Origin of the sequence: Streptomyces sp. bgisy159 (genome assembly GCF_965341775.1) — a bacterium.
GTDB lineage: Bacteria > Actinomycetota > Actinomycetes > Streptomycetales > Streptomycetaceae > Streptomyces.
This window is the reverse complement of the sequence record NZ_CBDQZH010000027.1, coordinates 78,889-104,768: the sequence shown is the minus strand read 5'-3', so window position 1 is coordinate 104,768 and position 25,880 is coordinate 78,889. Positions and strand designations below refer to the sequence as shown.

Sequence of the window (25,880 nt, the reverse complement as noted above, 5' to 3'; positions counted from 1 at the left end):
TGATCGTTGACTGGTTGTCAGTGCAACGCCCGTCCCCACACCGGGAGTTCGGGCACGCGTGCGATGACGGGCCACCCCTCGCCCCCCTTCGGTGGGCCGCGGCCCTCTTCCCCCCAACCCCCTGACCAAGGCGTGACGATGACAGCAGCAGCGGAACTGCCCAGTGGGATGACGTTGAAGGTGTACCGGCTCGGGCCGGACGGGACCCGTACAACGATGCGGGAGAAATCCGCGGTCATCCCGGCGAAGGTGCCCGATCTCACGGGAGCGTGGCCCAACTGCCGGTGCCCCCACCACCGGGGGAGGCCCGCTCGATGAGCACCCGCGCCGCGGTGTTGTACGTGTGCGTCGACCAGGTCCGACCGGCTTCGAAGGTGCCCGAAGAGCGGGCTGTTGAGGAGGGCCGCGCGTTCGCGGAAGGGCGTGGTCTGCGCCTGGTGGATACGGTCACCGACCCGTACGGGGAGCCGGACCCTCAGCGCCGCGAGGGCTGGCGACGTGTGTGCGAGATGGCCGCGCGCGGCGAGATCACCGACGTCATCACCCGTTGGCCTGCTGCCCTCGCCCCCGAGTCCCACCCTGAATTCCGGCTTCGCGAGGCGGAGACCCTGGCCGAGCACGGTGTCACCATCAGCTACTCGTGGGAGCCGCTGGCGGCGCTGCAGGCGGCCCCATGATGCTCGACGGCTTGGACAAGGAGCTGGCTGAGGCCACCCGGCCGACGCGTCGGCGGCGAACCCGGATCGGCTGGCGGCAAGTGACCGTACAACTCCTCTTCGCCGTCTCGGTCACCGCCTTCGTGCTCGCCGTGCTCGCCTATGGCGGCGCCGACTGGTGATCTCCGGCGGCCGGACGGTGCTTCCCCTTCCTGCCCGGCCGCCGGTCTGACTCCGTCCCGCCCCGTGGCCCCACTCCCACGCCAGGCCACGTGGGCGGGACGGCGCAAGGTTCTGTCCCGCTTCCCTCGTCGAGGAGGCTCCACAATGCCGCACGCCGCCCTGCCCGAACCCGGAGCACTGTTCGAACTGGCCGCCGACCGTATATGCCGTGTGGCGGCCGAGGAGTGGCCCAGCGAGTCGGTGACGCTCGGCGCTCACGTGCCGTCTGTCACCGGCTACGTCCGCCGGGTGCACCTCGGCGGCCGTGAGGTGTTCGCGAAGGACTCCGTCCTTGGCCTCTCCCTGGTCTCCGTGCTGCGCGGCGTCGCCGGGGACGGAGACCAGGTCAGGGCCGCGCAGGCTGCCTACGCAACGTCGCCCACATCGCTGCTGGCGCGGGAGGCCGCGCAGCTCCGCGCCCTGGACGCCGCCGGAATCCGGGTGGGTCGCTGCGTCGGCTACCGGCAAGGAGTGCTGTTCACCGAGGCCGTGACCGGGCCGAATCTGCTCGACCTGATCGCCAAGGACCCCGCCCGAACCGCTGCCTTAATGAGCGGTGCCGTGCGCTCTCTCGCTTCGCTTCAGTCCCCGGCGGTGGCGGCTGTGGCCGATGAGGCGGCAATCGCAGAGCGCGGCATCGACACCACGTTCCGCCGGAAGTTCAACGGCATCTCCGGCCGCGCCTACGTGGCACGGCTCGGCGTCGACCTGCTGGAGGAGCGCATCCGCCGGGGTGCGGTGGCCGTGCTAGCAGTAGTGGTGTCCCGTCTGCTGAAACTCCGCCTCACCCCTGCCCCGGGCCCTCGCATGGTCGTGTACGGGGACCTGAAGCCCGAACACGTCCTGTTCCCGGACGGCCCCGACGAGCAGCCGGTGTTCATCGACCCGGGACTGTCGCGCGGGGGCTCTCACCAGGACGCCGCGAAACTCTCCTCCCGCGCGCTCCTTGCCGTGATCGCTGCGCCGCCGGTCGACGGTGCCACCCTGCTGGTGGAGGGCATCGACGCCTTCATCCGCGAGCAGGCCCGGGGCATCGGTCGCACCGAGCGCGGGACGTGGCTGCGCCGGGTGATGGTCACATGGCTGATGGACAGCGTGAACATCCTGTCGACGTACCTCGCCGCTCCGTCCGCGCTGCCGTTGCCGGAGCACGCCCAGGCAGTCGTCGACTCCGCCCCGGCGCTGTGCCAGGTCCTGGACTCCATCAGCACCACACTGACCGCCGGGACCGAGCCCGAGTCGGCCTGGCGCCTGGCCCTGGCCTGCGTGACCCGGGCGGCCACCCGATGAGCGGGGGCTACACGGTCGGCGTCATCGGCGCCGGCGCCATCGGCCAGACGGTCGCGGCCCTCCTGGCTGTCGAGCCGTGGTGTTCCCGGCTGCTGGTCACCTCCCGCACAGCCGAGGCCGCGCACGGCCTGGTGACCGATCTGGAAGACGCCCGGCAGCTCACAGCAGGCGCCCGCGCGTTCACGGCGGCGCACGCCGATATGGGCGACGCGGACGCGCTGGTGATCTGCCCTCGCGCGACGTTCACCAACACCCGCACAGCGGACGTGCGCATGGCCGGACTCGCCGCGAACGCCCCCGTCATCGCAGAGTGGGCCCACACCCTGACCGGCTACCCGGGCACGGTGGTGATGGTCACCAATCCGGTCGACGTGCTGGCCCGCTACTTCGCCGAGCTGTCCCGCGCGCGCCGGGTATTCGGGATCGGCTCCGCCACGGATACCGCCCGCTACCGGCTCGCACTCGCCCAGCACCACGCCGTGCCGGTCGACACCGTGGACGGTTACGTGATCGGCGAACACGGCGACGGCGCCGTGATCTGTGCATCGTCGACCACCATCAACGGACGCTCCGCCACAGTGCCGCTCGACATCGTGACGGCCGAACTCCGCGACCGGCCACGCCGGATCAACACCGGGATCGGACGCGTGCGCAACGGCCCGAGCGCCGCCGTGGTGTCTGCCCTGCGCAAACTCCTGGCCGTCGAGGACGGCACGGATGTGCTGTCCGTCAACCGCGATGGTGTCTGGCTCGGAATCCGGTTGCAGATCACCGCCGGTCAGCCCACCGTCACCCCCCTGAGCCTGAACGAACGGGAAACCGCCCAGTTCACTGCCGCCCGCACCAAGTTGGGCGCCGCCTACCGCACCATCAACCGCGAAGGAGCACCCTCGTGCCGCTGACCGCAACCCACATCGCCACCGACACCGCCACCGTGACGGTCGCCTCCCAGATGGAGGAGATCACCGACTGGTCCCGCCGCTACTTCGGCCCCTGGTGGAATGCCACCCCCGCAAAGCCCCCCACGGGCGCCGGCATCGCCGAAGGCAGCGGCGCCCTGGTCCTCGCCGACACCGGCCCCAACCGGGTGGACGAGGTCGAAACCCTCATCCACGACTACGGGTTCGCAGAGACCGACTACGCCAGCGCCCGCACCCTCGTATCCCGACACGACGGCGTCACGCACGCCGTGCAGCCCGACGAACGCCTCGCCTACCAGGCCGACCGGCACCGCCTCACCATCGTCGGCGAACAGCCCAAACCCGTCGCCGTCGCTGCCGCTCGCCTCGCCCGCGAACTCGTACGCGCCCAGCTCCTCGCCGACGGCTGGACCGTCCTCCACGCCTCCGCCGCCGTCAAGGACGGCCGCGCGGTGCTCACCCTCGGCGACAAGGGCGCCGGGAAGACCACCACGGCTCTTCTTCTGGCCCGCCAGGGGTGGGGGCTGCTCGCCAACGACCGTGTGTTCGCCCGCCCCGAGGCGGACGGAACTGTCAAGGTGCTGCCGTGGCCGTCGGCCGCCGCCATCGGCCTCGGCCTGCTCGATGCGACCGGCCTGTACGACCAGGTACGCGAAAGGGTGCTCGCCGGCGAACAGCTCCACCCCACCCAGCACCCGAGCGTGACCGAAGCCCTGAGCGACGGGCGCCGAGAGCCCGTGTGGCGCGCGGACGGCAAGGAACTCAAGCCCCAGTTCTTCCCCGACCAGCTCGCCACCTGGCTCGGCCTCACCCTGGCCACCGAAGCCACCGCGGCCGGGCTGCTCTTCCCCACGGTGAACCCTGAGGCGTCTCCGGCTGTGCTCGGAGACGACCGCGCCCTCACCGAAAGCGACGTGTTCAGCACGACGACCGAGGACCGCTACCCGGACATCTTCGGCCTCATCCCAGCCACCGCATCGGACAACGCCACAGCTCTCGTTGAGCAGCTTGGTCGGCTGCCTCACCGGTCACTCATGCTCACTCACGACGCCGCTGCGAACAGCGCTCTCCTGGCCAAGACCGCCGACGACATCGCGGTCGTCTAGCCCGACCGGCCATCCGGTACATCGGCCGCCCGCCCACCTCCTGCACTGGGCGGGCGGCCCCACACGCCTCTCGTCGGCGCTTCCCTCCATCCGCCATGAGATTCGTCGACGAAACCGAGCCCCTACCCGACCAACTTCATATAAGTCCTCGATCTCCGTGTACGCCGACGCGGTGATCTGCGTGTTCTTTCAGGGTCTGCCACTGTGTCATCCGTTGGCTGTCCAGATCCGTGGCCGCGTGACCCCTACGTCAGGGATCAGCTGCGTCGGGGACGTGCCGCTGTCGTGCCAAGTTGGTGGGCGAGGCTCGGTGCAAGGTTGGCAGAGGCAGCAGGCTGCCCCGGTCGCCCGATCGCGGCCATGCCGGCTTGGGCGGCACGCGCTTGCTCGCTGGGTGCCGGCCTCGTGCCGAGGCGTTGGATGCGCCAGGTCAGGGTTCTGGCAGGTGAGCGAGCGTCGTCCAGTGAGCGCTGACGGGCGGCGTGCTGGAGGAGCTGTTGGGGGTCGTGGCCTGCTGTCTCGGCTTGGGTGAGAGCGGCGGCCAGTGCTGGCCAGGCGGGGTCTGCGAGGACTTGCTCGGCGTGGTCGGGCAGGACGGCTCGTAGGTGCCGGGCGTGGCGCAGGTGGCCTGCGCTGGGCCAGGGCGGACAGTGGTTGAGCCGCTGCCTGCTCGTAGGCCGCTTGGAGGTGGACCAAGGTCTGCTGGGCAGCGGTGACCTGCTGGTCATGGTGGCGGGCCTGGTGCCAGCGGGTGGCGGCGATCACGACCAGGACGGCGATGTCGAGGAACATCGCCAGCCCGCTCCCGTCACCGGCGGCCGGTGTCGTGCGTAGCGCGCGTACGGCGCCGCGCAGGGCGCGGGCCTGGTCCTGCTGGTCCCGAATGCGGGAGCGGGAGGCACGTTCGAACGCGAAGGCAGCCTGCTGGAGCTGCCGGAACAGGTGGTCGGGGACGAGGAGCGGCAGGACGTCGAGGGCCTCGGCGAAGGCCGCGACGTGTGCCTGGGCGACGGTGTCGTCGCTCTGGTCGAGGTGGTGGGGGATGCGTTCTGCCGCCGCGGTGGCCTGGTGCCAGGGGTTCGTCCTGCGTCGGCTGCCCGGCTCGGTTGCGGGTGGGGGTTCGATGCCGGTGAGGCGCTCGCGGATTTTGGGGAAGGACAGGTCGGGGGCGAGATGGGAGCCGGAGAACCAGACCGGCTCGCCGGCGGCGTTGGTGTCCGACCTTGTAGCCGCGTATGTCCCCGGAGGGGAAGTGCTGGACGTCGACGCGGACCCCGTCGACACCGTCGAGGAGGCGGAGGAACTCTTCCGGGCTGGCGGTGATGGACACCAGCTGGCGGACGGTGGTGCGCAGTTGTTCACGGGAGGTTGTCTTGCGTCCTTGGCGGCGGGCCTTCTCCTGCTCGGCGCGGGTGGGCCGCTTGGCGGCGGTGCGGTCCCCGCGCACGACTTTGTACAGGCCATATTCCTTCTCGATGGTTGCGAGTTCGCGGTCGGCGGTGAGGTAGTCGTTCCAGTGGCGTGCGGTGCGCAGGTCCGCGCGGACCTTGGTGGCGGCGATGTGGATGTGGTCGGGGGCGTGGCGCACGGCGACCCAGCGGCAGCCGTCCGGATCGCCGTCGGGTGCGATGCCGGTGGCAGCCACGACGCGGCGAGCGATGTCGGCCCACTCCTCGTCGCTCAGGTGCCGGTCGCTCTCGGCGGCCCGGATCGAGCAGTGCCACGTGTGCTTGTCGGGTGCGCGGCCGAGCCGCCGGGCCTGCTTGACGTGCAGGTCGAGGTCGGCCACCAGGAGCCTCTTCGTGGTGTCGAAGTCGTCGGCGCGGCCGGGGTCGGGGGCGAAGCCGTCCCAGGAGGCCACCAGGTGCGGGTCGGTGTGGTCCTTGGCCTTCTTGGTGTCGAAGAGGTAGCGGATCAGGCCGGCGGTGTCCTTGCCGCCGCTGATCTTCGCGATCATCGGGCCGCCTTGTGGCTGACGGCCTGGTTCGCAGCTGCCGCGATGTGGCGCACTGCAGCGCCGACGGCGTCCAGAGTGCGGTCGGTCTGGGCGAGGAGGGCGCTGTCGACAGGTTGTGGATGGCCGCCGGAGTTGAGCTTCTTGGCGATCTGGTTGACGTTGCGGCCGATGGTGGCGACCTGCTCGCGCAGGGCGGTCAGCTCGTCGATGTAGTCGTCCAGCTGGGTGCGTTGGCCGGGCACAGTGAGGTCACCTTCAATGTGGGCCAGGGTGACGGCGGCGACGTAGTGAGCGCCGCTCAGGTTCAGCGACGTGGCCTTGGCACGGATTGCGTCCCTCTCCTCAACGCTGTAACGGGCATCGACGCGCTTCTTGCGCCGGCCGCCTGGATCGGGTTTGCGGCGTTGGGCGACTCGATACAGAGCGGCTGCTTCGGCGGCGCGCGGCAGGGGCACGGCAACGGCGACGGGCTCGGCGTCAGAGTGTTTCTTCTCCTCCTCCTCGGACACCCCCTGGTGCCCGAGTGCCTCCGCCACCCCTGGGGCGGAGGCTTCCCCGTGGGACCGGCCTGTGGACGGTCCAGCGGGATACCTTGCTGACGCGGTGGTGGTTGCTGTGGTCGTGGTCATCTCCTTTTGCGTGGTGGACAGTTCGTGCTGTGGCGTGGGCATGGCGACCTACTCGGTGGGATGTGGATCGGGGAGGGCGGTGATGTCGGGTCGACTCGTCGCCGAAGGGAGACTCGTCCCCGCGCTGACGTGCGCGGGGACGAGAGATGCGGGACGCGGTTGGCAGTGGCCGGTGGTCAGGAGGCGATTGCCGCTGGCGCGGTCGCGCTCGGTTTGGCTGCTGCGGCTTCGTCGAGTTCGGCCTGGAGCGCGTCCTTGACGCGTTCCGCCTGGTCCTTGCCGATCGTGCGGCCGGTGCTCCGAACCGCGTCCTCGATGTGGCGGCGTGAGGCTTTGCCTCCGCGTCCACGCGGCGCACGGCGGGCGAGGGCGAGCAGCTCGGTATCGACGGTGTCCGACTCCTCTGTGTCGGACGCAGGGGAAGCGGCGGAGGCATCCGCCACATGGGAAGCGTCTTCCGCCACCTCTGGCGGGGCGCCCGCCACCTTGAGGTGTATGGGCAGCTGAACGTCCGAGGTGGCGCCGCTGGTTACCGGGTCGGTGTCTTCCCGATCGGCAGCCAGCGCGAGGTCACTCTGGATGATCTGGTAGAAGTGCACCGCGCCGGCCAGCGCGAGCGGCGGGAGCGCGGAGAGCACGGCTACGGTCCAGTCGTTGAGCTGCAGACCGCCGCCCAGGGCCTGCTGGTTGAGACGTACGGCGTGGAGCGCGTTGGCCCAGATGCTCAGCGCGGTCGCCAGGCTGACGAGGAGCCACACGTACAGGCGGGCAGCCTTCGACGCGGTGCGTACCAGGAGCAGGGTGCCGATGCCGATGGCGATGAACCCGTCGATGACGAGAGGGAAGCCGATGGCGAAGAGCGGGCGGATATGGGCGGCCACGGCCATCTGGCACAAGGCGTCATAGGACAGGACGAAGCCGATCGTGCCGAGCAGGGCGATGCCGAAGCGGATGGCGCCGGTCTTGGGTACGGCGGACTCGGGTGTGGTGGGTTCGTGCGGGGGCAGGGGAGACCTCCGGTGGGTGGGGGCACCTGCGGGCAGGCCGGCAGGGGGGCAGGGTGCTGTGGCTGCGAGGTGCTGGGACTCGTACCACTCGTCGCGTGCCTGGTCAGCACAGGTACGAGTGGCGTGGTGATGTCGAGACGACTCGTTGCGGGCTGTTCACTCGTCCCCGCGCTGACCTGCGCGGGGACGAGTGATGCGAGTGGTGTCGAGTCAGGCTGCGGTGCCAGGCAGCGGCCCGTCGGCTGACGAGGCGGGCGCGTCCGCCGCCTTCGGTTCGGGGCAGTAGCGCGCCCAGGTGTCGAGGAATTGGTTACGCGCGAAGCCCTTGGCCTGGGTGCCGTCGGGGAAGCGGCGGTTGGCCGAGCCGATGCCGTAGGGCTTCAGGAGCAGCTGCAGTCCGCGCGGGGTCAGCCCGTTGGCGCCGTATTCCGCCCACGGTGCTTCCCTGTCCGCGTTCAGGGACTCCAGCAGGTGCTTCGTGCTGAGCACGGCGGGATCGCCCACAGTGGCGAAGGCGCGGCGGATGCCGACGAGGAGGCGGGTGCGCAGCCCGCCCTCCTCGTCCTGGCCGGCCTCGTAGTCGGTCATGGTGCGGCAGGCGGTGCGTGCGAGCGCGGGCCAGTCGCCCCCGGCGAGGTCGGCGATGATGACCAGCGGTTCCCAGGTGTCCGCCGCGCGGTCCTCGACCGGCATGGGCGGCTCCATCTCCATGGCCCGTGCGTACAGCGGCTGGAGCCAGGCGTGGAGGCGGTCGCGGATCGCGTTCAGGGCGGGGGTGTCCCGGCCTGTGCGGAAGGAGGCCACCTTCTCGCCCGCCGCGCGGCGGCGCATGCGGATGACCACCGCCCGGTCCTGGATCGTGTCGGGCAGGTCGCCGATCCCGGCGAGTGCGGCCATGGCGAAGGTGGGGAACTCCTGCACCTGGTGATCGGGCCCGGATACCCGCAGGGTGGGCCGGCCGCGCTGGTGACCGGCATTGATCAGCCCGCGTACCTCCTCGTTCTTCTCCGCGGCCCTGGGGCTGCTGAAGAGCGTGTCGGCCTCGTCGACCAGGAGGGTGGGCGGGTCGTCCCCGTCGATCGACCGGAAGATCGCCGCCGCGCTGGCGTTGACCGTGATCAGGCGGTTGTGCACCGTCTCCGTCACGATGTCCAGCAGGCGGGACTTACCGCACCGCTTCTCCGGAGCGACGATCGCCAGGCGAGGTGCGTGCTGCCACGCGCGCTGCAGATGCGTCGCAGCGATCCACAGCGCCACGGCCGTGACGGCCTCCTCGCTCGGCATCGCCACGTACCGCCGGAGCTGCGCCCGCAGGGCAGCCAGGATCTGCGCGCCCTCGGGCAGTGGCCCTGCTGAGGCCGCGCCGTCGCGGTCCTGGTCTGCGGGAGGTGTGGCGGGAATGGCCGACTGGCCGGGAATGGCGACGCCGGGCGGCACGTCGGGCGTCGAGGTGGGGGCGGTGGGGGACGTAGGTTCGTCCACAGGCGTTCCTCTCTGGTGCGGCTGGACGGGCAAGGTCCGGCCGCACCGGTTCGATCGTTCTGGCAAGGGCGATGAGGCAGGGACTCCCGCGGCTCCCGGCGGTGGCTCGCCGGGAGCCGCTTCGCTGTCCCGAGACGGGTTTCAGACCGCGAGGTCGTACGTGGCCTGGGCGTTCAGCCAGGCGTCCACCTCGTGCCAGCGGTAGCGCAGGTGACGGCCGACCTTGTGCACGTTGGGGCCGATGCCCCGGTACTTCCACTGGTAGAGCGTCTTCACCGGCACCCCGAGGTACGCGGCGACCTCTGCGGGGGTGGCCAGCGGGCCGCGCCTGGTCGCATCGGCGGTGGCGGCGGGGGTGCGGGTGTGGCGGGCGGAAGGGTTCGGCACAGGGCTCCTTTTCGGTATCGGTCAATCGGGCCTGGACAACAAAGCCACAGCGTCGGCGAAGAAGTCCAGTGTTTACTTTGAAACTCCGTACAGCTTCTCGGCATGGCCCGATGGCAAAACAGTAAGGGCGGATCCCCGGTTGCCGAAATCGCTGTCAACCGGACCCCTGATTTCCGCCCCCCTGCCCTGACGGGGGAAACATAGCTGCTCAGGGCATACGCTGGCCCGACGGACCCAGCGTGAGGGGACACCTTCACCCCAGCCCCGCTTACTCAAGAAAAATGGAATATAGGTAGTCGCAATCACTTTTCTCAGGTAGTTGAGCAAACTATTGCCACGGCGGCCGATTGCAGGCTAAAGCTATCTGTCATGCCAAACCGACCTGTCGAAATAGGCCCCGCCGGCCTCCACACCGCCCGCGCCATCGAGCACCTACGCCTCGTGCGCGGCCTGACCCAGCACCAGCTCGCCGCCCGCTGCACCGCACTGGGCCGCCCGATGACCAACACCGCCCTCAGCCGCACCGAGCGCGCCCGCCGCCGCTGCGACATCGACGACCTCGTCGCCATCGCCACGGCGCTCGGTGTTGCTCCCACGACCCTGCTCCTGCCGCTCCCGTCGGCGTCCCGTGATGACCGGAGGGGGTGCTAGTTGGCGCGGGTCTGGATTGAGGACCGCATAGGGCACGCGGCGTACGTAGAGGCCGTGGCGGGAGCCAAGCGGGCCGGGCGTACGCCACCGGGGCGCTACCGCGTGCGCTGGTACGACCCCGACGGCAAGCCGAAGATGAAGACCTTCGCCCGCAAGGTCGACGCCGAGGCGGAGCGGACAAGGATGGAGTCGCGTCTCAACGACGGCTCCTATCGCGATCCCGCAGCCGCGCGGGTGAAGTTCGCAGAGGTGGCGGAGTCCTGGCTGGCGGCGCAGCTCCACCTCAAGCGCTCAACCCGGGCTCGCTACCGCGGTGTTCTCGACGTCCACGTGATCCCTAAGTGGGGCACCGCCCCGCTGGACCGCATCCACTTCGAGGACATCGCCGAGTGGCTCGCGGATCTGCAGTCCGGCGAGGCGACCGGCGGCAGGAAGCTCAGCCCCCGGTCGGTCCGCAAGGCGTACGTCGTCCTCAGCCGCGTTCTCGGCTACGTGGTCAAGGCCCGTCGTCTGGCGGCCAACCCGGCTGTCGGCGCGCCTCTGCCGAAGGCGATGCCCGCTGATCACGTGTACCTCGACGACATGCAGGTCGACGCGCTGGCTAACGCGTCAGGCGCCTACCGGGTGTTCATCCTGCTGCTGGCCTACACCGGACTGCGCTGGGGCGAGGCATCTGCGCTCAAGGTGGGCCGCGTCGACCTGGACGCCTGTCGGGCCCACATCGTGGAGGCGTACGCCGAGGACAACGGCAAGCTCTACCTCGACACCCCCAAGAACCACGAGCGCCGGTCCGTACCGATCCCGCGGTTCCTGGCCGACGAGCTGAAGCCCCGCGTCAAGGGGAGGGGAGATGACGACTTGCTCTTCACCGCCCCGCAGGGCGGGCCGCTGCGGGCCCGCAACTTCCGTCAGCGGTTCTTCGCGCCGGCGGTCGTGAAGGCCGGACTGGGGCACATCAAGGTCACCCCGCACAAGCTGAGGCACACGGCAGCCTCGCTCGCCATCGCAAGCGGGGCGGATGTCAACGTCGTACAGACGATGCTGGGCCACAAGTCCGCGACGCTGACCCTGGACACCTACGGGCACCTCTTCCCCGACCGCCTGGACGAGGTCTCGAAGAAGATGCACAAGCGCCGCTCCAAGCAACTGGCCAAGGCGAAGGCCAAGCTGGAGAAAGCGGAGAAGAAAGCCCGCATGGCTGCCGAGGCCGTGGCCGTCCTGGAGGATCCCGCGGCGTGATGTGTGCCAAATCCGTGCTGTCTTTGACAGCAGGGGTCGCTTCAGGCGCGGCGGAACGCCCCCTGCTGTCAGGCTGCTAGGGCAGGTCGCGGCGGACCAACGCCTGAGCGAACGGTTCTCCGGTGGCCCGGGCGTAGGCCATCCGCTCGCGCACCTCACTGAGAGTGCAGGGGCGGTAGCCGGGGCCGCCGCAGCAGCTCTTGTGGAAGCGCACACCGGCGTGCAGCAGCACGGAGAGGGTGCGCCAGGCGGCGGTGTCCCGCCTCTTGGGTGCCGCGAAGGCGGAGCCGACGTGGATCAGTGGTTCGGTGCAGCGTGGACAGACCCGGTCGTGGTCGTGGTAGCCGGGGTAGGGCTGCTTGTACGAGGCCCGGCAGGGCAGGCAAACGTACGAGGTCTTGGCATGGGCCATGCGGGAAGGGTAGAGCCACTACAGGGTCGGGCTCGACAGATTTCCGGCAGCCTGCGCAGGCCCTTCAGTAAGAGGTGGGGCGACGATGGCCGACCGTACTCGCTTCTACTCGCCTCTTCGGAGTGCTGCGTCGACGGCGTCAGCAGCATCCCTCGCGGCCAGCTCGCTGATCTCTCTGGGGACCTCGCGGTCGTCGTACACGAAGAGTCTTGCGTCGACGATGTGGGTCTTCGGTTGCCAGCCGAGACGACGGCCCGCCTCGCGTGCAGCACGACGGACGTCCTTGAGTTCGCCCATCTCCTCAAGATCGCCGCTGCTCAGAATCAGCTGCCCGTGGTAGCCCCGGTAGCGAGGCTTCAGTGAAGCCCGCATCAGGCTCTCCAAGCGGTCGACCAGCTTGTCGTGCCGGCGCCGGGCCAACTCGTCCTTCGCGGGCATCTCGCACAGCTCCCCACCTCTGCCCGCAGCCGCATGTGTGCCATATGTGTGCTGCGAGGAAGAAGGCCCTCCCGTCCGACGGACGGAAGGGCCTCTGACCAGGTGTTTCTTTGTGCCCCCGGCAGGATTCGAACCTGCGACACCCGCTTTAGGAGAGCGGTGCTCTATCCCCTGAGCTACGAAGGCGGGGCTTGGTCGGAAACGGGTTCTGGCAAGCCCTGAGCGTCCTGGTGCCGACGGCTGCCGCGTGAGCCGGACGGAGCCGGGCGTCATGCGGCAGCGCCTGCTTGGGCGCTCGATCGACAGGGTACCGGATCGGGGCTGGGCGGAGGGCGGTGTGGGGGTCGGTGCGGGGTCGCGGGAGGGGAAGCAGGCCGGTGGAGTGGCGGTGCAGGGGCGCCCGTTGGCGGGCGGCGGTGGTGTCCTGCGGTCGACGGCCTGGAGTCGTACGGCGATGTTCATGCGGGTGCAGGTCCCCTCGGGGGCCCGGGCCTTCGGCCGGGGACGGGAACCGGACAACGGGAGGAGAGGGGGCACGTCGGGGGTCGTGCCGTCGCTAGGCTTCGGAACGAGGTCCACCGGGCTCGTCGCGGACGGTGAAGGGATCGCATGGCCGGCACACCACTGGCGTTCTGGCGGAAGGCGGGCGTGGTCGGGGCCCTCATGTTGTCGGCCTTCGGCTTCAACACCACCGAGAATCTGCCGATCGGCCTGCTCAGACTGATGGCCGAGGACCTCGACGTCTCCTCGCAGTCCGTGGGATACCTCGTCACCTGGTACGGCCTGACCGTCGCGCTCGCCTCCCTGCCCCTGGCGCACGTGACCCGGCGTACGCCGCGCCGGTTCGTGCTCAGTGGCGTGCTGGCCGTGCTCTTCCTGTCCAGTGTGCTGCCCGCGCTGGTGTCCTCCTACGGGCTGCTCGTCGTCGCCCGGGTCGCCACCGCGCTCGCGCAGGCGTTGTTCTGGGCGGTCATGGGGCCGGTCGCCGTCGGCCTGTTCTCCCCCGGGGTGCGTGGCCGGGTCATCGGGGCGCTGTCGGTCGGTGGCGCGCTGGCCACCGTCGCCGGGGTGCCGGCGGGCAACTGGCTCGGTCGGCGTACCGACTGGCAGGTGCCGTTCGGGATGCTCAGCGTGATGGTGCTGGTGGCCCTGGTGGCGGTTGCCGTGCTCCTTCCGACCACCCGCCCCGAGGAGGGGCACGCCGCCTACGGGGCCGAACCGGACGCCCGCCGCTTCGCCGGCGTCCTCGCCGTCACCGCCCTGTCGGTCACCGGGGTCTTCGCGGGCTTCACCTACCTCGTCGACTTTCTCCAGGACGCCGGGCGGTTCTCCGGAGACGCGGTCAGCGGGCTGCTGGGCGCGTTCGGGCTGGGTGGCTTCGTGGGCGTCACGGTGGTCGGCCCGTTGCTCGACCGCTTTCCGCGGGCCACGCTGGCCGTGCCGGTCGCCGTGCAGGCGGCCGCCCTGCTCGCGCTGTACGCCGACGCCCACGACAAGGTGACGGTGAGCGTCGCCCTCGCCGTGCTCGGCACGGCGGTCGCGCCGGTCTTCATGGCCGCCCAGAGCCGCGTCCTGCGTGTGGCTCCCGGCCGTACGGAGATCGCCCTGGCAGCCAACTCGGCGGCCTTCAACCTGGGGGTGGCCGCGGGTGCTCTGTGCGGTGCGCTCGTGCTGCACGTGCTCGCGGTGCGTGAGACCTTCCTCGTCGGGGGCCTGCTGAGCGTCGCCGCCTTGATGATCCTGGGTGCCGAGACCCTGCTGCCCGACCCCGCCCCGGCTCCGGTAGGGGAGGGCGGTGCGGCCCGGCCCGGTGAGCCGCTGGATGCCGTGCCTTGACCGTGGAGTTCGGACGCGGGCTGTGGCTGGTGTGAGGGGCGGCCGTGTGGTCCGCCGTCCGGTCGTGCAGTCCGCCGCCCGGGCCGCTGCCCGATGGGCCCGGTGAGGCCCGGCGGGGCCCGGCGGGGCCTCGTCAGCCGCGGGTGACCCGTACCCGGTAGCCGCCGTCCAGGCTTCCCTCCGCCACCGAGATGCGCAGGTCGTGGCGGGTGTCCTGGAAGGTCTCGCCGGGGGTGAGGGGGGCGTCGGAGAGTTCGGCGTGGACGTTCGGCATGCGGGTGCAGCCGCCGCTGTCACGCCGGGCGTCGTGGACGGTGACCGGGCCCATGCCGGTGTCGACGGACGCGTTCACCTTGTAGATCAGGATGCCGGGCCGGCACACCGCCTCGTCGTTGCCCTCGGCGGTGCGCAGTTCCACCGCGTAACCGGAGCGCGGGCTCACCGGGACGAACACCAGCTTGGGGCCGCCCGGCCGGGCCAGCGGGGTCAGGGTGTACTCCGTGGTGCCGCGCTCGGCCGCGCAGCCGACCTGGTCGGCGTCCAGCCAGCCCAGCTTCCACTTGTGCCAGCCGAGCAGGTCGTTGTTGGCCCCCCAGTCCTCGCTCATGATGTCCCAGTGGCCGACCGCACCGCCGCCGTCCTGGGTGTAGAGGTCGGGAAGGCCGAAGACATGGCCGTTCTCGTGCGGCAGCACGCGGTAGCCGGTGCGGTCGTAGGAGCCGGAGCCGTCGTCCTGGCGGGAGTAGACGAAGGAGGCGTTGGCGATCGGTACCCCGTCGGCGGTCGGCGCCTCCGTGTTGCCGGCGAACGTCACCGACAGCACCGTGTCCAGGGCGGAGGGGCCCGCGTTGGGGGTGACCAGGACGTTCAGCAGGTCGTAGCGGCGGAAGTCGACCTCATGGTCGGCCGCGGCGACGATGTCCTCGACCAGCTTCCGGTAGCCGGGCTCGAACGGCGCGCCGCGCTCTATGCCGTACGCCCGGAACGGCTTGGGCATGCGCAGCCAGTGCGGGACCGGGGTCTCGGGGACGTAGTCGAGGCGGCCGTACGACGCCGTGCGGAACCACTCCCGGGTCTGCGGGAAGAACTCCTGGAAGCGGCTCATCGCGAGGCCCGCACCCGGCGCGTCCGAGAAGTCGATCATCAGGTTCAGGGCGTGCACCCGGCCGGTGGAGCGGGAGTAGCCGCCAGGGGTGGGGAAGCCCTCGGACATCTGCACGGCCGTACCGCCGCCGATCATGCAGGGGGCTAGGGAGGAGAGGCGGGCCGGGGAGACCGGGCCCGGACCGGCGACCGTGGGATTGGGCGTGGGGAGGCGTCCGGAGCTCGCCGCGCTGCCGACCGCGAGAGTCAGCGCGCTCACCACGGTGAGCGCGGCCGCGCGGCGGGGGCGTATCCGTCGGCTGCCGGGCAGCGGTGGCGGCGACTGCGGCTGCATACGGGGCCTTTCGGTCCGGGCAGCCCAGGTCACCGGCTGCACCCTTGCGATCACCCTGTGCCGGGGGGCGCGCGGGCGCGCGTTGAGTCGGCCGATCGGGGGATACCGGCGAGTATGTGCATAGTGACGCAGGTCACATCAGAAAAATCCCCGCGGCGGAAATTACCGGGGACCCCTTCCCCGTTTAGCTCAGTGTCCGACTGAAACGGGGAAGCGTTCCCCGGATCGGGCGGACGCGCACGACGCGTAGGACACGCAGCAGCACAAGCAGTAAGCAGTACGAGCAGCACAAGCAGTACGAGCAGCACAAGCAGTACGAGCAGTACAGGCAACGCAAGCAGTACGAGACACGAAAAGGCGCGGCTGGCGGCCATTCCGCCCGCCGCCCACCACCCTTCATCAGGAGACCGACGTGCAGACCGTGACGAACCCGGCGCCCGAGGCGCGTAGGGCCACCCGGCCGCGTGCCGACGCCCTGCGCAACCGGGAGCGGATCGTCACCGCCGCCCGGGAGCTCTTCGTCGAGCACGGACCCGACGTCCCGCTCGACGACATCGCCCGCCGGGCCGGTGTCGGCAACGCCACGGTCTACCGCAACTTCCCCGCCCGCGACGCGCTGGTGCGCGAGGTCGTCTGCTCGGTCATGGACCGCACCACGCGGGCCGCCAAGGAGGCGCTCGCGGAGACCGGGGACGCCTTCGACGCGCTGGAGCGCTTCGTGCACACCGCCGCGGAGGAGCGGGTCAGCGCCCTGTGTCCGATGATCTCCAGCACCTTCGACCAGGCCCATCCCGACCTGGAGGCCGCCCGGGAACGCGCCGAGCTGCTGATCCAGGGAGTGATGGACCGCGCCAAGGCGGCCGGACAGCTACGCCCCGATGTCGGTGTCGGTGACGTGATGCTCGCGGTCGCCCAGCTCAGCCGGCCCCCGGCCGGTGCGCAGTGCCTGAGCGTCGACCGGTTCGTCCACCGCCATCTGCAGCTGTTCCTGGACGGGTTGCGGGCCCCGGCCCGCTCCGACCTGCCCGGTGCGGCCATGACCATGGAGGATCTGCGCCGGACCTGACCGATGACTGCCGGACCTGACCGATGACTTCCGGCCCCGAGCGATGACTTCCGGCCCCGGTCGATGAGTTTCGCGCCGCTCGGCCGTCTGTCCCCCGGAGCGCCCGTGGGCGTCCCGGTGACGGACACCAGTCCTGATCTTCCCGTCGTCCTGAGCCTCCGCGACCTCCGTCCTTCTCGTCCTCGACCTCCGTCCTTCTGTTCTTCTCTTCCGTTCCTCTCGTCCGTTCCTCTCCGTCCTCCTGTCCCGATCAATCTTTCCGTCACAGAGCTCCGAAGTGGGTACCCCCATGTCTGCAACAGCCGAAAAGGCTTCCGGCGTGCCTGACCTGGCGCCGGATGCGAACCGATGGAAGGCGCTCGCCTTCATCGCGCTCGCCCAGCTGATGGTCGTCCTCGACGCGACCATCGTGAACATCGCGATGCCGTCCGCCCAGCACGACCTGGGCATATCCGAGGGCAACAAGCAGTGGGTGGTCACCGCCTACGCCCTTGCCTTCGGTGGCCTGCTCCTGTTCGGCGGCCGCATCGCCGACCTGTGGGGCCGCAAGCGCGCCTTCGTCACCGGTCTGGTCGGCTTCGCCGCCGCCTCCGCGCTCGGCGGTGCCGCCACCGAGCAGGCCATGATGTTCGGTGCCCGCGCCCTGCAGGGCGTCTTCGGCGCGCTGCTCGCGCCCGCCGCTCTCTCGCTGCTCGCCGTGATGTTCACCGACGGCAAGGAGCGCGCCAAGGCGTTCGGCATCTACGGTGCCATCGCCGGTGCCGGCGGTGCCGTCGGCCTGATCCTCGGCGGCTTCCTCACCGAGTACCTGAACTGGCGCTGGACGTTCTTCGTGAACATCCCGTTCGCCGTGGTCGCCGCGCTCGGCGCGTACTTCGTCATCCGTGAGCCGGAGGGTGGCCGCAACCGCAACCCGCTGGACATCCCGGGCGTCCTGCTCTCCACGCTCGGCCTGGTCGCGCTGGTCTACGGCTTCACCCGCGCCGAGTCCGAGGGCTGGGGCGATTCCCTGACCGTCGGCATGTTCGTCGCCTCCGCCGTCCTGCTGCTCGCCTTCGTCGTCGTCGAGTCCAAGGTGCGGGCGCCGCTGCTGCCGCTGCGCGTGGTCACCGAACGCAACCGGGGCGGGATCTACCTCTCCCTGGGCCTGGCCATCATCGGCATGTTCGGCCTGTTCCTCTTCCTCACCTACTACCTGCAGATCGTGAAGGGCTACTCGCCGGTCAAGACCGGCTTCGCCTTCCTGCCGATGATCGCGGGCATGATCACGGGCTCCACCCAGATCGGCACCCGGCTGATGACCCGGGTCCCGCCGCGCCTGCTGATGGGACCCGGCTTCCTGGTCGCCGCCGTCGGCATGCTGATCCTGACCCAGCTGCAGGTCGACTCCTCGTACGCGACCCTGCTGCTGCCGGCGCAGCTGCTGCTCGGGCTCGGTATGGGTACGGCGTTCATGCCGGCCATGTCCATGGCCACGCAGGGCGTGGAACCGCGTGACGCGGGTGTCGCCTCGGCGATGGTCAACACCTCGCAGCAGGTGGGCGGCGCCATCGGTACCGCTCTGCTCAACACGATCGCGGCCTCCGCGACCACCTCGTACATCACGGGCCACATCGCGTCCGCCGGTACCCCGGCCCAGCAGAAGCTGGTGCAGCTGGACGGCATGGTGCACGGCTACACCAACGCCATCTGGGTCGCCGTCGGCATCCTGGTCCTGGCCGCCGCGATCGCCCTGACCTTCGTCAACGCCGGCCGGCCCGGAACCGGTGTGGTCGCCGGCGCCGGTGAGGGCGTCGAGGACGAGCTGGCGGTCCCGGTGGTCGCGCACTGAGTGGCCGCGCGCTGAGTGGCCGCGCAATGAGTGGCCGCGCGCTGAGTGATCGAGTACTGAGTGGTCGAGTACTGAGTGGCGGCGCACTGAATGGTCGTACACCCGGTGGTCGTACAGCCAGTGGTCGCGCAGCCGTCGGTTGCACACTGAGGCGCCGCCGACCGTCGTTCCCCTCGGGGCGCTGACGGTCGCGGCCCCGGTACCCCTTCGGATGGACCCGCGTACGTCAGAGGGAAGGGGACGCCCTCGACGTACGCACCCGGGACCTGCCCGGGCTCCGCGGAGGTTCTTCAGCGGAGCCAGGGCAGGTCCGCGCCCGCATCCTCGGGCTGCAGGCCCTCGGCGACGATCTGCATGATGTCGCCGAGGGCCTTCTGCTGGTCCGGGGAGAGCCGGTCGAACAGCGCCTGCCGTACGGCGGCCACATGGCCCGGCGCGGTACGGCGCAGCACCTCCAGTCCTGCGTCCGTCAGCACCGCGAACTGACCCCGCTTGTCGTCGGGGCAGTTCTCGCGACGCACCCAGCCGTTCTTCTCCAGCCGGGCGACGGCGTGCGAGAGCCGGGACCGGGTGATCTTGGACTTCCTGGCCAGCTCGGTCATCCGCAGTCGGCGGTGCGGGGCTTCGGCCAGGCCCACCAGCAGGCCGTAGTAGATGTGCGGCATGCCCGCGTCGCGCTGCAGCTGCCGGTCGAGATGGTCTTCCAGGAGCGTCGTGGCGTGGAGGTAGGCGCGCCAGACCTGCTGCTCCTCGGCGGTGAGCCACAGCGGTCCGTCGCCCTCGGGGGTGGCCGACGTTCCTGACATGCCGGACGCGGTGGACGCGGTGGACGCGGCGGACGCGGCGGGTGCGGCGGGTTCGCCGGTGACGCTGGGCGCGCCGGACATATCGGATGCGCCGGATGTGCCGGACGTGCCGGACGCGCCGGGAGTGTCCGGTGCGTCGGCTGCGTCGGGTCTGTCGGATGCGCCCGGAGCGGATGTGGATGGCCTGTTCATGTATCCACTGTAAGCACAGTCTCCTTGAACTTTAAACAAACCGGGCGTAGGGTATGACTCCGTTAGTGCTTAAGTTTTAAAGCACGCAGCACGTCGTGTGTGAGGGAGTCACCGCCATGCCCGCCGCCGCCCCCGACCGCATGCCCGCCCTGTACCTCAGCCACGGCGCCCCGCCCCTCGCCGACGACCCCGTCTGGCCCGGCGAACTCGCCGCCTGGGCGGCCGGCCTGCCCCGCCCCCGCGCGATCCTGATGGTCTCCGCCCACTGGGAGGAAGCCCCACTCGCCCTCGGCGCCGTCGAGACCGTCCCGCTCGTGCACGACTTCTGGGGCTTCCCCGAGCACTACTACCGGGTGACCTACCCGGCCCCGGGTGCCCCCGCTCTCGCCGAATCCGTACGCAGGCTGCTGCGCACCCCCGGAACGCCCGTGCAGGACATCCCCGACCGCGGCCTCGACCACGGGGCGTACGTGCCCCTCGTCGAGATGTTCCCGGCCGCAGACATCCCCGTCCTTCAGGTGTCCATGCCGACGCTCGACCCGGTGCGGCTGATGGACATCGGCCGCCGCCTCGCTCCCCTGCGTGACGAGGGCGTGCTGATCGTCGGCTCCGGCTTCTTCACCCACAACCTGGCCGCGCTCCGGCAGGGCGGTGTGCCCGCATGGTCGGCGGAGTTCGACGACTGGGGCCGCCTGGCCCTGGAGAACCGGGACTGGGACGCCCTGCTGGACTTCCTCCACGCCTCCCCGGCCGGCCGCTACGCCCACCCGCGCACCGAGCACTTCGCCCCGCTGTTCGTGACCATGGGCGCGGCCGAGGCGGCCGGCGACCTCGCGGAACAGAAGTCGGTGATCGACGGGTTCTGGATGGGGCTGGCCAAGCGGTCGGTGCAGTTCGGGTGAGCGCTGTGACGGGGGGCGCCGGGTGCTGTGGCGGGGTCGCCACGTGCCGAGGCGGGGTCGCCGAGTGTTCCGAGCGGGTTTGCCGACGGCTCCGGTCGGGTTTGCCGACGGCTCCGGACGCGTGCGCTGAGACCCCGGTTGGGTTTGCCGACGGCTCCGGACGCGTGCGCTGAGACCCGGTCGGGTTCGCTGAGGGCTCCGGTCGGATGTGCTGGGGGTTCGGCGCGGTCTTTGATTGCTCGGACGCGGTCCGCCGGGCTCCCCGGTCCTAGAGTTCCTTCGCGTACCAGGCGACGTCCCAGTAGCGACCGAACTTGCGGCCCACCTCGTCGTACGTCCCCACGTGCCGGAAGCCGAACCGCTCGTGGAGGCGTACGGACGCCTCGTTCGGCTGGGTGATGCCGGCGTAGGCGCGGTGCAGGTCCTCGCCCGCCAGGGTCGCGAAGAGTGCCTTGTAGAGCAGGGTGCCGATACCGCGGCCGCCGAGCGTGCCTCCGGTGGGGGAAGTCGGGGCGAGGTAGATCGTCGTCTCGACGGACGTCGCGTAGGCCGGCTTCGCCCGGAACGGGCTGGAGGTGGCGTACCCCAGGATCTCCTGTGAATCGCCCGCGGGGTCCGCGGTCGCGGCAACCATCAGGCGGTACGGCCCGTCTTCAGGGTGGGAGAGCAGCCAGGGGCGGCGCTCCTCCGGAGTGAATTCAGCGGTGTCGAACGTGATGGGCGTCTCACGTACGTAGTGGTTGTAGAGGGCTGTCAGGGCCTCCAGATCCCCCTCGGTCCCCGGCCTGACCAGCACCTCTGTATGTCCCGACGGCATCTGGCCTCCTCGTGTGGCCGGACAGGGTACTGCAAGATCAGAAAAATTGAGGGACGGCTTGGGAATTCTGTCCTGATTCCAGTCGTTGTTTCCATCGGATGCCGGGCACCCGAGGAGAGTCGGAGAGCACCGGAAGGGGCTCGCTGAAAGTTTTCCCCTCGCCCGTGACCGGCTTCCAAGGACCACCGCCGACCTTCCCCACTCTCGGCCCCGTTCGAGCGGGGGGACCTCGAATCGCAAGGGAGCACGCATGGCAACCCGTGCCGTCGCCCGTCGTCAGTCCGCCACCGGCGAGACGGCCGACGCGGCAAGCAGTGTTCGCGCCACTGGCGGCGAGATCGCCGACCGCGATCTGGTCGGCATGTACCTCGACGAGATCGCGCGCACACCGCTGCTGGACGCCGCCAGGGAGGTAGAGCTGTCGCAGATCATCGAGGCGGGCGTGTTCGCGCGGCAGGTCCTCGACGGGTACGAGGAGTCCCAGGCCGACGCCTCGAAGGAGGAACTGCAGGCCCTGGTCGCCGAGGGGGAGCGCGCCAAGGACGTATTCATCCGCTCCAACCTCCGCCTGGTCGTCGCCGTGGCGCGCCGCTACCCGCGCAGTGGCCTGCCCCTGCTCGACCTGATCCAGGAGGGCAACGCCGGCCTGGTGCGCGCGGTGGAGAAGTTCGACTACCGCAAGGGCTTCAAGTTCTCCACGTACGCCACCTGGTGGATCCGCCAGGCCATCACCCGCTCCATCGCCGACCAGTCCCGCACCATCCGCCTCCCCGTCCACCTGGTGGAGGAACTGGGCAGGATCCGGCGTGTGCAGCGCGAGTTCAACCGGGAGCACGGCCGCGACCCGGAGCCCGCGGAGATCGCCGCCGAGCTCGGCTCCAATCCGGAGCGCGTGGTCGACGTCCTGGACTGGGCCCGCGACCCGGTCTCGCTGAACATGTCGGTCGACGACGAGGGCGAGACCCAGTTCGGCGACCTGCTGGAGGACACCAGCGCGGTCTCGCCCGAGCAGTCCGTTCTCACGCTGCTCCGCAGCGAGGAACTCGACGGCCTGATCGACCGCCTGGACCCGCGCACCGCCTCGATCATCAAGATGCGGTACGGCATCGAGGACGGCCGAGAGCGCACGCTCACGGAGGTCGGCAAGGAGCACGGGCTCACCCGTGAGCGCATCCGCCAGATCGAGAAGCACGCGCTGCTGGAACTGAAGAAGCTGGCGCGCGACACCGGCTTCGAGGCGGCGGCCTGATGTGACGCTGCGGCGCGGCGCGACGCGACGCGGTCGCAAGGTGCCACGCCGTTCGCGGCGTGGTGTGACAGCGGATTACGGACTGCGGACCGCGGTGACGTCGCGGCGTGACGTGACGTCACCGCGTGACGGGCTGCCAGGGCTGACGTGACGGTGATCTCGTCGGCCGGCGTACCTGGCCGGTCGGCGGGCGCCTCCGTAGCGCGGCCGGCCCGTGGCTGGCGTACGCCGGGTGGCGAAAGCCCGCGCAAACATGGCGATGTAACGTCGCTTAACCCTCCGGACCGGGGGAACAAGACTCCCAGGCGCGGCAGTTCGACCTCTGTTCGTCGCGCTCCGGACCGATGGGCCGATGGGCCGACGCCGCCCGTGACGACGCGAACGAAGTGACCAGACCACCAGCCAAGTCCCGACGCAATCCCCCCCCGGCGCCGGGACTTTCCCAGAGCCGGGCCTCGGCGCCTGTCCCCCCGGGCGCCGAGGCCCGGCTCCTTTTTTGCGTCGCCTTGAGCGTCGTCGTCTCGTGGCGCGTCTCAGGCCTTGCCGCCTTGCCTTGGGCGTTGCCGGGGCGGGCTTCTTCGGCCTCGCCGCGGCCTGAGACCCGCGGCCTGAGACCCGCGGCCTGAGACCCGCGGTCTGAGACCCGCGGTCTGAGACCCGCGGTCTGAGACCCGCGGCCTGCGACCTCGTCCAGCGGCACCTGCAGGCCCTGGCTTCCAAGCGCCCAGGCCTGACCCCGGCCGGTCGAGTTGGAGGGGCGGGCCACCCCGTACCTGAACTCCGGGGTGGCCCACCCGGATGGCAGATTGTGCCACAAGGGCATAGCCTGCCGATGTGACAAGCTCCACCCCATCCTCAGGCAACCAGACAGGTTCGGCGTTCCTCGCGGGGGAACCGGGGCTTGAGCCGGGAGCGCGGAGGGGCGCGGAGGCGGGGGCGGTGGCTGGGGGAGTGGGTGTCGGCTCGTCCGATCTGGCCGGGCAGGTTTCCGGGTCGGAGCGGCTCTCCCTGACCGAGCGGCGCAAGGCGGAGACCCGCATGGAGATCGCGCGCACGGCGGCTCGGCTGTTCGTCAGCCGGGGCCTGAAGGCGACCCGCGCGGAGGACATCGCACAGGCCGCGGGTGTCGCCCCACGCACCTTCTACCGCTACTTCGCGACCAAGGAGGAGGCGGTAGCGCCGCTCTACGCGGCCGGAGCCCGGCGCTGGGCCGAAGCGGTCCGCGACGCACCCGACGGCCTGCCCCTTCCCCAGGCTCTGGAGCACGCCGTTCACCACACCCTGACTCCTGGCGTCGGCGTCTCGACCGCCTCCTGGGAGTGGCTGCGCCCGCTGGTCCGACTCGCGCTGACGGATCCCGCCCTGCGGAAGGTCTGGGCGGAGGTGTGCCGGGGGTCGGAGGAGGCGCTGGAGGGGGTGCTGGTGGCGCGGTGGGTCGCGGCGAGCGTGGTGGAGGTCTGCGTGGAGGAGAGTCCGGCCGGGGGGTGCGGTGGTGGCCCGCGGGGTGCGGGTGAGGCCGACAACGTTGCCGCGCCAGGGGGTGGTTCGGGCGCGGGGGGTGGTCCCGGTGCGGGGGGCGGCTCGGGTGAGGGGGGTGGCTCCGGTGAGCTTCGTGGTGCTGGGGAGGTTGGTGGCGCCGGTGGACGCGACGGTGCAGGGGACGGTGGTTCGGCGGAAGTCGGTGCGTCTGATCCGTCGGATCCGATGGGTGCGTCGGGTGCCTCCGGTGCGTCGGGTGCGTCGGGTGCGTCGGGTGCAGTCGGTGCCCGGGTGCCTCCAGTGCCGGTGCCGGGGCCGGCGACCCCTGGGTTCGCGCGGTTCGCCGCCGCCGTGGCAAGTGCCGCCGTACGTGTGGCAGTGGAGACCTGGGCCGCGGGCGACGCCCCGCCATCGGGCCCGCACGGCCCGGCGGACCTGGCCGTACGCAACCTGGCAGCCCTGCGCGAATTCCCCTGGGGGGCGGGTCCTGAGCCCGCACTGCCGTCCCGGCCCGGGTGACTGTACGGCGGTGGCAGTTGGCGGGGGCGCCAAGCGGCAGGCGCCATGCGCCAAGTGCCAAGCGGCAGGCGGCAGGCGCCAGGCGCCAGGTGGCAGGCAGGGTCAGTGGGCGGTGCACTCGGCCGCCCTCGCGAGCGGACCGTGTCCCAGACCGGCGGGGCCGCCGGTCTCACCCGACCGACCTCACCCGACCCCGGTCCAGACCCGACCCCGGCCCGGTCCGGCTGCCGCCCCGCCGGTCTTGTTCGGCTCGGTTCGCCCGCCCGCCGTCCGGTTCACCCACCTGTCGCTCGGGTCAGACGGCCGCCCAGTTCCCGTACGGCCGTCACGAGTTCCGTCGGCGCCCGTACGGTGAAGTCGTGGCCCAGCGCGGCCAGTCGGATCGCCAGCCAGGCCGCCGGATCGCTGGTCGCGCCGCGCAGGCGGCAGCGAGCCCCGGCCAGCTGCTCGGGGCGCCCGAGCCACGCCGGCAGCCGGGCCGCGACGGCGTCGACGTCCGCCTCGAACTCGACGTCGAACTGGTACTCGTACCCCTCCTGCCCCCGGATCGAGCGCCGAAGGTACTCCACCGCGCCCCCCTCGGGCAGTTGTCGCGGAGTGAACCGCGCGCCCGTGGCGAAGGGCTCTCGTACCCGGTCCACGCGGAACGTCCGCCAGTCCTCGCGCCCGAGGTCGTACGCCACGAGGTACCAGCGCCGCCCGGTGGACACCAGTCGGTAGGGCTCGGTCAGGCGGCGGGACTCCGCCCCGTCCTTCGCCCGATAGGCGAACCGCAGCCGCTCGTGCCCGGCCACCGTGGACGCCATCACGGTCAGCGTCTCGGGCGCGACGCTCGCGCCGTCACCGCTGGTCAGAGCGGTCGTCGCGGCCTGCAAGGTGGTCACCCGGTGACGCAGCCGCGCCGGCAGTACCTGCTCCAGTTTCGCCAGTGCCCGCACCGCCGCCTCGTCGACGCCCTCGATCGCGTGCCCGGCGCCCGCCCGCAGGCCCACCGCGATCGCCACCGCCTCCTCGTCGTCCAGTACGAGCGGCGGCATCGCCTTCCCGGCGACCAGCCGGTACCCGCCGTCCGACCCGTGGGTCGCCTGCACGGGATAGCCCAGCTCGCGCAGCCGGTCGACGTCCCGCCGCACCGTACGGCGGGACACCCCGAGCCGGTCGGCGAGCTCGCCACCGGGCCACTCGCGCGGGGTCTGGAGGAGGGAGAGCAGTTGCAGAAGCCGAGCCGGAGTATCCGTCGTCATGGGTCGAGCATGCCGCGGATATAGGACACGATCTGACCTACTGCGTGCCTAGCTTGGTGCCATGACCTCGAACGAGCCAACCCTCAAGGGGCGCGGGGAACTGCG

23 protein-coding genes, 1 tRNA gene and 2 pseudogenes are annotated in these 25,880 nt (G+C 70.8%); 14 read left to right on the top strand and 12 right to left on the bottom strand.

The genetic code is table 11. The annotated features are described in order from the left end of the window. Positions 1-314: 314 nt before the first annotated feature. The 5 genes from ACSLTV_RS24230 (at position 315) to ACSLTV_RS24210 (ending at position 4,194) form a co-directional block, all read left to right on the top strand. A complete protein-coding gene (locus ACSLTV_RS24230; RefSeq protein ID WP_030053565.1) occupies positions 315-677 on the top strand; it encodes a hypothetical protein in 363 nt (120 codons plus the stop codon). 11 nt (positions 678-688) lie between these two features. Then, on the top strand, positions 689-838 hold the full coding sequence (locus ACSLTV_RS24225) for a hypothetical protein (RefSeq protein ID WP_435612871.1): 150 nt from the start codon (positions 689-691) through the stop codon (positions 836-838). Positions 839-983: 145 nt separating this feature from the next. Next, on the top strand, positions 984-2,168 hold the full coding sequence (locus ACSLTV_RS24220; protein WP_435612870.1) for a phosphotransferase: 1,185 nt from the start codon (positions 984-986) through the stop codon (positions 2,166-2,168). Next, positions 2,165-3,070 carry a lactate/malate family dehydrogenase gene (locus ACSLTV_RS24215; protein WP_435612869.1) on the top strand — a complete coding sequence of 302 codons (906 nt, stop codon included), beginning with the start codon at positions 2,165-2,167 and terminating at the stop codon, positions 3,068-3,070. Before ACSLTV_RS24220 ends, ACSLTV_RS24215 begins: the two co-directional genes overlap by 4 nt. Next, the gene (locus ACSLTV_RS24210) at positions 3,061-4,194 is read left to right on the top strand and encodes a hypothetical protein (protein ID WP_435612868.1); all 1,134 of its coding nucleotides are present in this window, start codon (positions 3,061-3,063) and stop codon (positions 4,192-4,194) included. The genes ACSLTV_RS24215 and ACSLTV_RS24210 overlap by 10 nt, the downstream gene beginning before the upstream one ends. Before the next feature lie 257 nt (positions 4,195-4,451). Here the strand turns inward: ACSLTV_RS24210 and ACSLTV_RS24205 are convergent. The 5 genes and pseudogenes from ACSLTV_RS24205 to ACSLTV_RS24185 all read right to left on the bottom strand — a co-directional run bounded on the left by ACSLTV_RS24205 (position 4,452) and on the right by ACSLTV_RS24185 (position 9,656). After that, positions 4,452-6,151: pseudogene (locus tag ACSLTV_RS24205) on the bottom strand (relaxase/mobilization nuclease domain-containing protein). Next, a complete protein-coding gene (locus ACSLTV_RS24200; RefSeq protein ID WP_435612867.1) occupies positions 6,148-6,660 on the bottom strand; it encodes a plasmid mobilization protein in 513 nt (170 codons plus the stop codon). The pseudogene ACSLTV_RS24205 and the gene ACSLTV_RS24200 overlap by 4 nt, the downstream one beginning before the upstream one ends. A gap of 296 nt (positions 6,661-6,956) precedes the next feature. Continuing rightward, positions 6,957-7,667, bottom strand: coding sequence for a DUF2637 domain-containing protein (locus ACSLTV_RS24195; RefSeq protein ID WP_435612866.1), 711 nt, complete (start codon positions 7,665-7,667; stop codon positions 6,957-6,959). 330 nt (positions 7,668-7,997) lie between these two features. Next, complete coding sequence (locus ACSLTV_RS24190; RefSeq protein WP_435612865.1) at positions 7,998-9,269, bottom strand: DUF3631 domain-containing protein; 1,272 nt, start codon at positions 9,267-9,269, stop codon at positions 7,998-8,000. Positions 9,270-9,410: 141 nt separating this feature from the next. After that, the gene (locus tag ACSLTV_RS24185) at positions 9,411-9,656 is read right to left on the bottom strand and encodes a helix-turn-helix transcriptional regulator (protein WP_435612864.1); all 246 of its coding nucleotides are present in this window, start codon (positions 9,654-9,656) and stop codon (positions 9,411-9,413) included. A gap of 369 nt (positions 9,657-10,025) precedes the next feature. Here ACSLTV_RS24185 and ACSLTV_RS24180 point away from each other — a divergent pair, with 369 nt between their 5' ends. After that, on the top strand, positions 10,026-10,307 hold the full coding sequence (locus ACSLTV_RS24180) for a helix-turn-helix domain-containing protein (protein WP_030052133.1): 282 nt from the start codon (positions 10,026-10,028) through the stop codon (positions 10,305-10,307). 54 nt (positions 10,308-10,361) lie between these two features. Then, positions 10,362-11,546 carry a tyrosine-type recombinase/integrase gene (locus ACSLTV_RS24175; protein WP_435612863.1) on the top strand — a complete coding sequence of 395 codons (1,185 nt, stop codon included), beginning with the start codon at positions 10,362-10,364 and terminating at the stop codon, positions 11,544-11,546. Positions 11,547-11,622: 76 nt separating this feature from the next. Here the strand turns inward: ACSLTV_RS24175 and ACSLTV_RS24170 are convergent, their stop codons facing one another. From ACSLTV_RS24170 to ACSLTV_RS24160, 3 genes are all read right to left on the bottom strand, one after another. Next, a complete protein-coding gene (locus tag ACSLTV_RS24170; protein WP_435612862.1) occupies positions 11,623-11,958 on the bottom strand; it encodes a deoxyxylulose-5-phosphate synthase in 336 nt (111 codons plus the stop codon). A 105-nt stretch (positions 11,959-12,063) separates the two neighbouring features. Beyond that, entirely contained in the window at positions 12,064-12,396 is a 333-nt protein-coding gene (locus ACSLTV_RS24165; protein WP_435612861.1) for a hypothetical protein, read from the bottom strand. Between the two features lie 113 nt (positions 12,397-12,509). Continuing rightward, positions 12,510-12,582, bottom strand: a tRNA-Arg gene (locus tag ACSLTV_RS24160). A gap of 423 nt (positions 12,583-13,005) precedes the next feature. Between ACSLTV_RS24160 and ACSLTV_RS24155 the strand changes: the two genes are divergently transcribed. Beyond that, positions 13,006-14,232, top strand: coding sequence for an MFS transporter (locus tag ACSLTV_RS24155; RefSeq protein ID WP_435612860.1), 1,227 nt, complete (start codon positions 13,006-13,008; stop codon positions 14,230-14,232). Between the two features lie 133 nt (positions 14,233-14,365). Here the strand turns inward: ACSLTV_RS24155 and ACSLTV_RS24150 are convergent, their stop codons facing one another. After that, entirely contained in the window at positions 14,366-15,670 is a 1,305-nt protein-coding gene (locus ACSLTV_RS24150) for a M6 family metalloprotease domain-containing protein (RefSeq protein WP_432156328.1), read from the bottom strand. 412 nt (positions 15,671-16,082) lie between these two features. On the opposite strand from ACSLTV_RS24150, the gene ACSLTV_RS24145 reads away from it, so the two are divergent. Continuing rightward, the gene (locus ACSLTV_RS24145; protein ID WP_432138494.1) at positions 16,083-16,736 is read left to right on the top strand and encodes a TetR/AcrR family transcriptional regulator; all 654 of its coding nucleotides are present in this window, start codon (positions 16,083-16,085) and stop codon (positions 16,734-16,736) included. Positions 16,737-17,025: 289 nt separating this feature from the next. Then, on the top strand, positions 17,026-18,567 hold the full coding sequence (locus ACSLTV_RS24140; RefSeq protein ID WP_432138493.1) for an MFS transporter: 1,542 nt from the start codon (positions 17,026-17,028) through the stop codon (positions 18,565-18,567). Between the two features lie 290 nt (positions 18,568-18,857). Here the strand turns inward: ACSLTV_RS24140 and ACSLTV_RS24135 are convergent, their stop codons facing one another. Then, positions 18,858-19,373: a MarR family winged helix-turn-helix transcriptional regulator gene (locus ACSLTV_RS24135; RefSeq protein ID WP_432138492.1), complete on the bottom strand. Its 516-nt coding sequence runs from the start codon at positions 19,371-19,373 to the stop codon at positions 18,858-18,860. Here ACSLTV_RS24135 and ACSLTV_RS24130 point away from each other — a divergent pair. Next, entirely contained in the window at positions 19,372-19,578 is a 207-nt protein-coding gene (locus ACSLTV_RS24130; RefSeq protein ID WP_435612859.1) for a hypothetical protein, read from the top strand. The genes ACSLTV_RS24135 and ACSLTV_RS24130 overlap by 2 nt on opposite strands. 103 nt (positions 19,579-19,681) lie before the next feature. Beyond that, positions 19,682-20,467 carry a dioxygenase family protein gene (locus tag ACSLTV_RS24125; protein ID WP_432138490.1) on the top strand — a complete coding sequence of 262 codons (786 nt, stop codon included), beginning with the start codon at positions 19,682-19,684 and terminating at the stop codon, positions 20,465-20,467. Positions 20,468-20,735: 268 nt separating this feature from the next. Here the strand turns inward: ACSLTV_RS24125 and ACSLTV_RS24120 are convergent, their stop codons facing one another. Continuing rightward, positions 20,736-21,284, bottom strand: coding sequence for an N-acetyltransferase family protein (locus ACSLTV_RS24120; protein WP_435612858.1), 549 nt, complete (start codon positions 21,282-21,284; stop codon positions 20,736-20,738). Positions 21,285-21,534: 250 nt separating this feature from the next. On the opposite strand from ACSLTV_RS24120, the gene ACSLTV_RS24115 reads away from it, so the two are divergent. Beyond that, complete coding sequence (locus ACSLTV_RS24115; RefSeq protein ID WP_432156327.1) at positions 21,535-22,533, top strand: sigma-70 family RNA polymerase sigma factor; 999 nt, start codon at positions 21,535-21,537, stop codon at positions 22,531-22,533. 1,038 nt (positions 22,534-23,571) lie between these two features. Beyond that, positions 23,572-23,965: pseudogene (locus ACSLTV_RS24110) on the top strand (TetR/AcrR family transcriptional regulator); the annotation flags it as partial. 841 nt (positions 23,966-24,806) lie between these two features. Here ACSLTV_RS24110 and ACSLTV_RS24105 read toward each other — a convergent pair. Further along, a complete protein-coding gene (locus tag ACSLTV_RS24105) occupies positions 24,807-25,775 on the bottom strand; it encodes a helix-turn-helix transcriptional regulator (RefSeq protein WP_435612857.1) in 969 nt (322 codons plus the stop codon). Between the last annotated feature and the right edge of the window lie 105 nt (positions 25,776-25,880).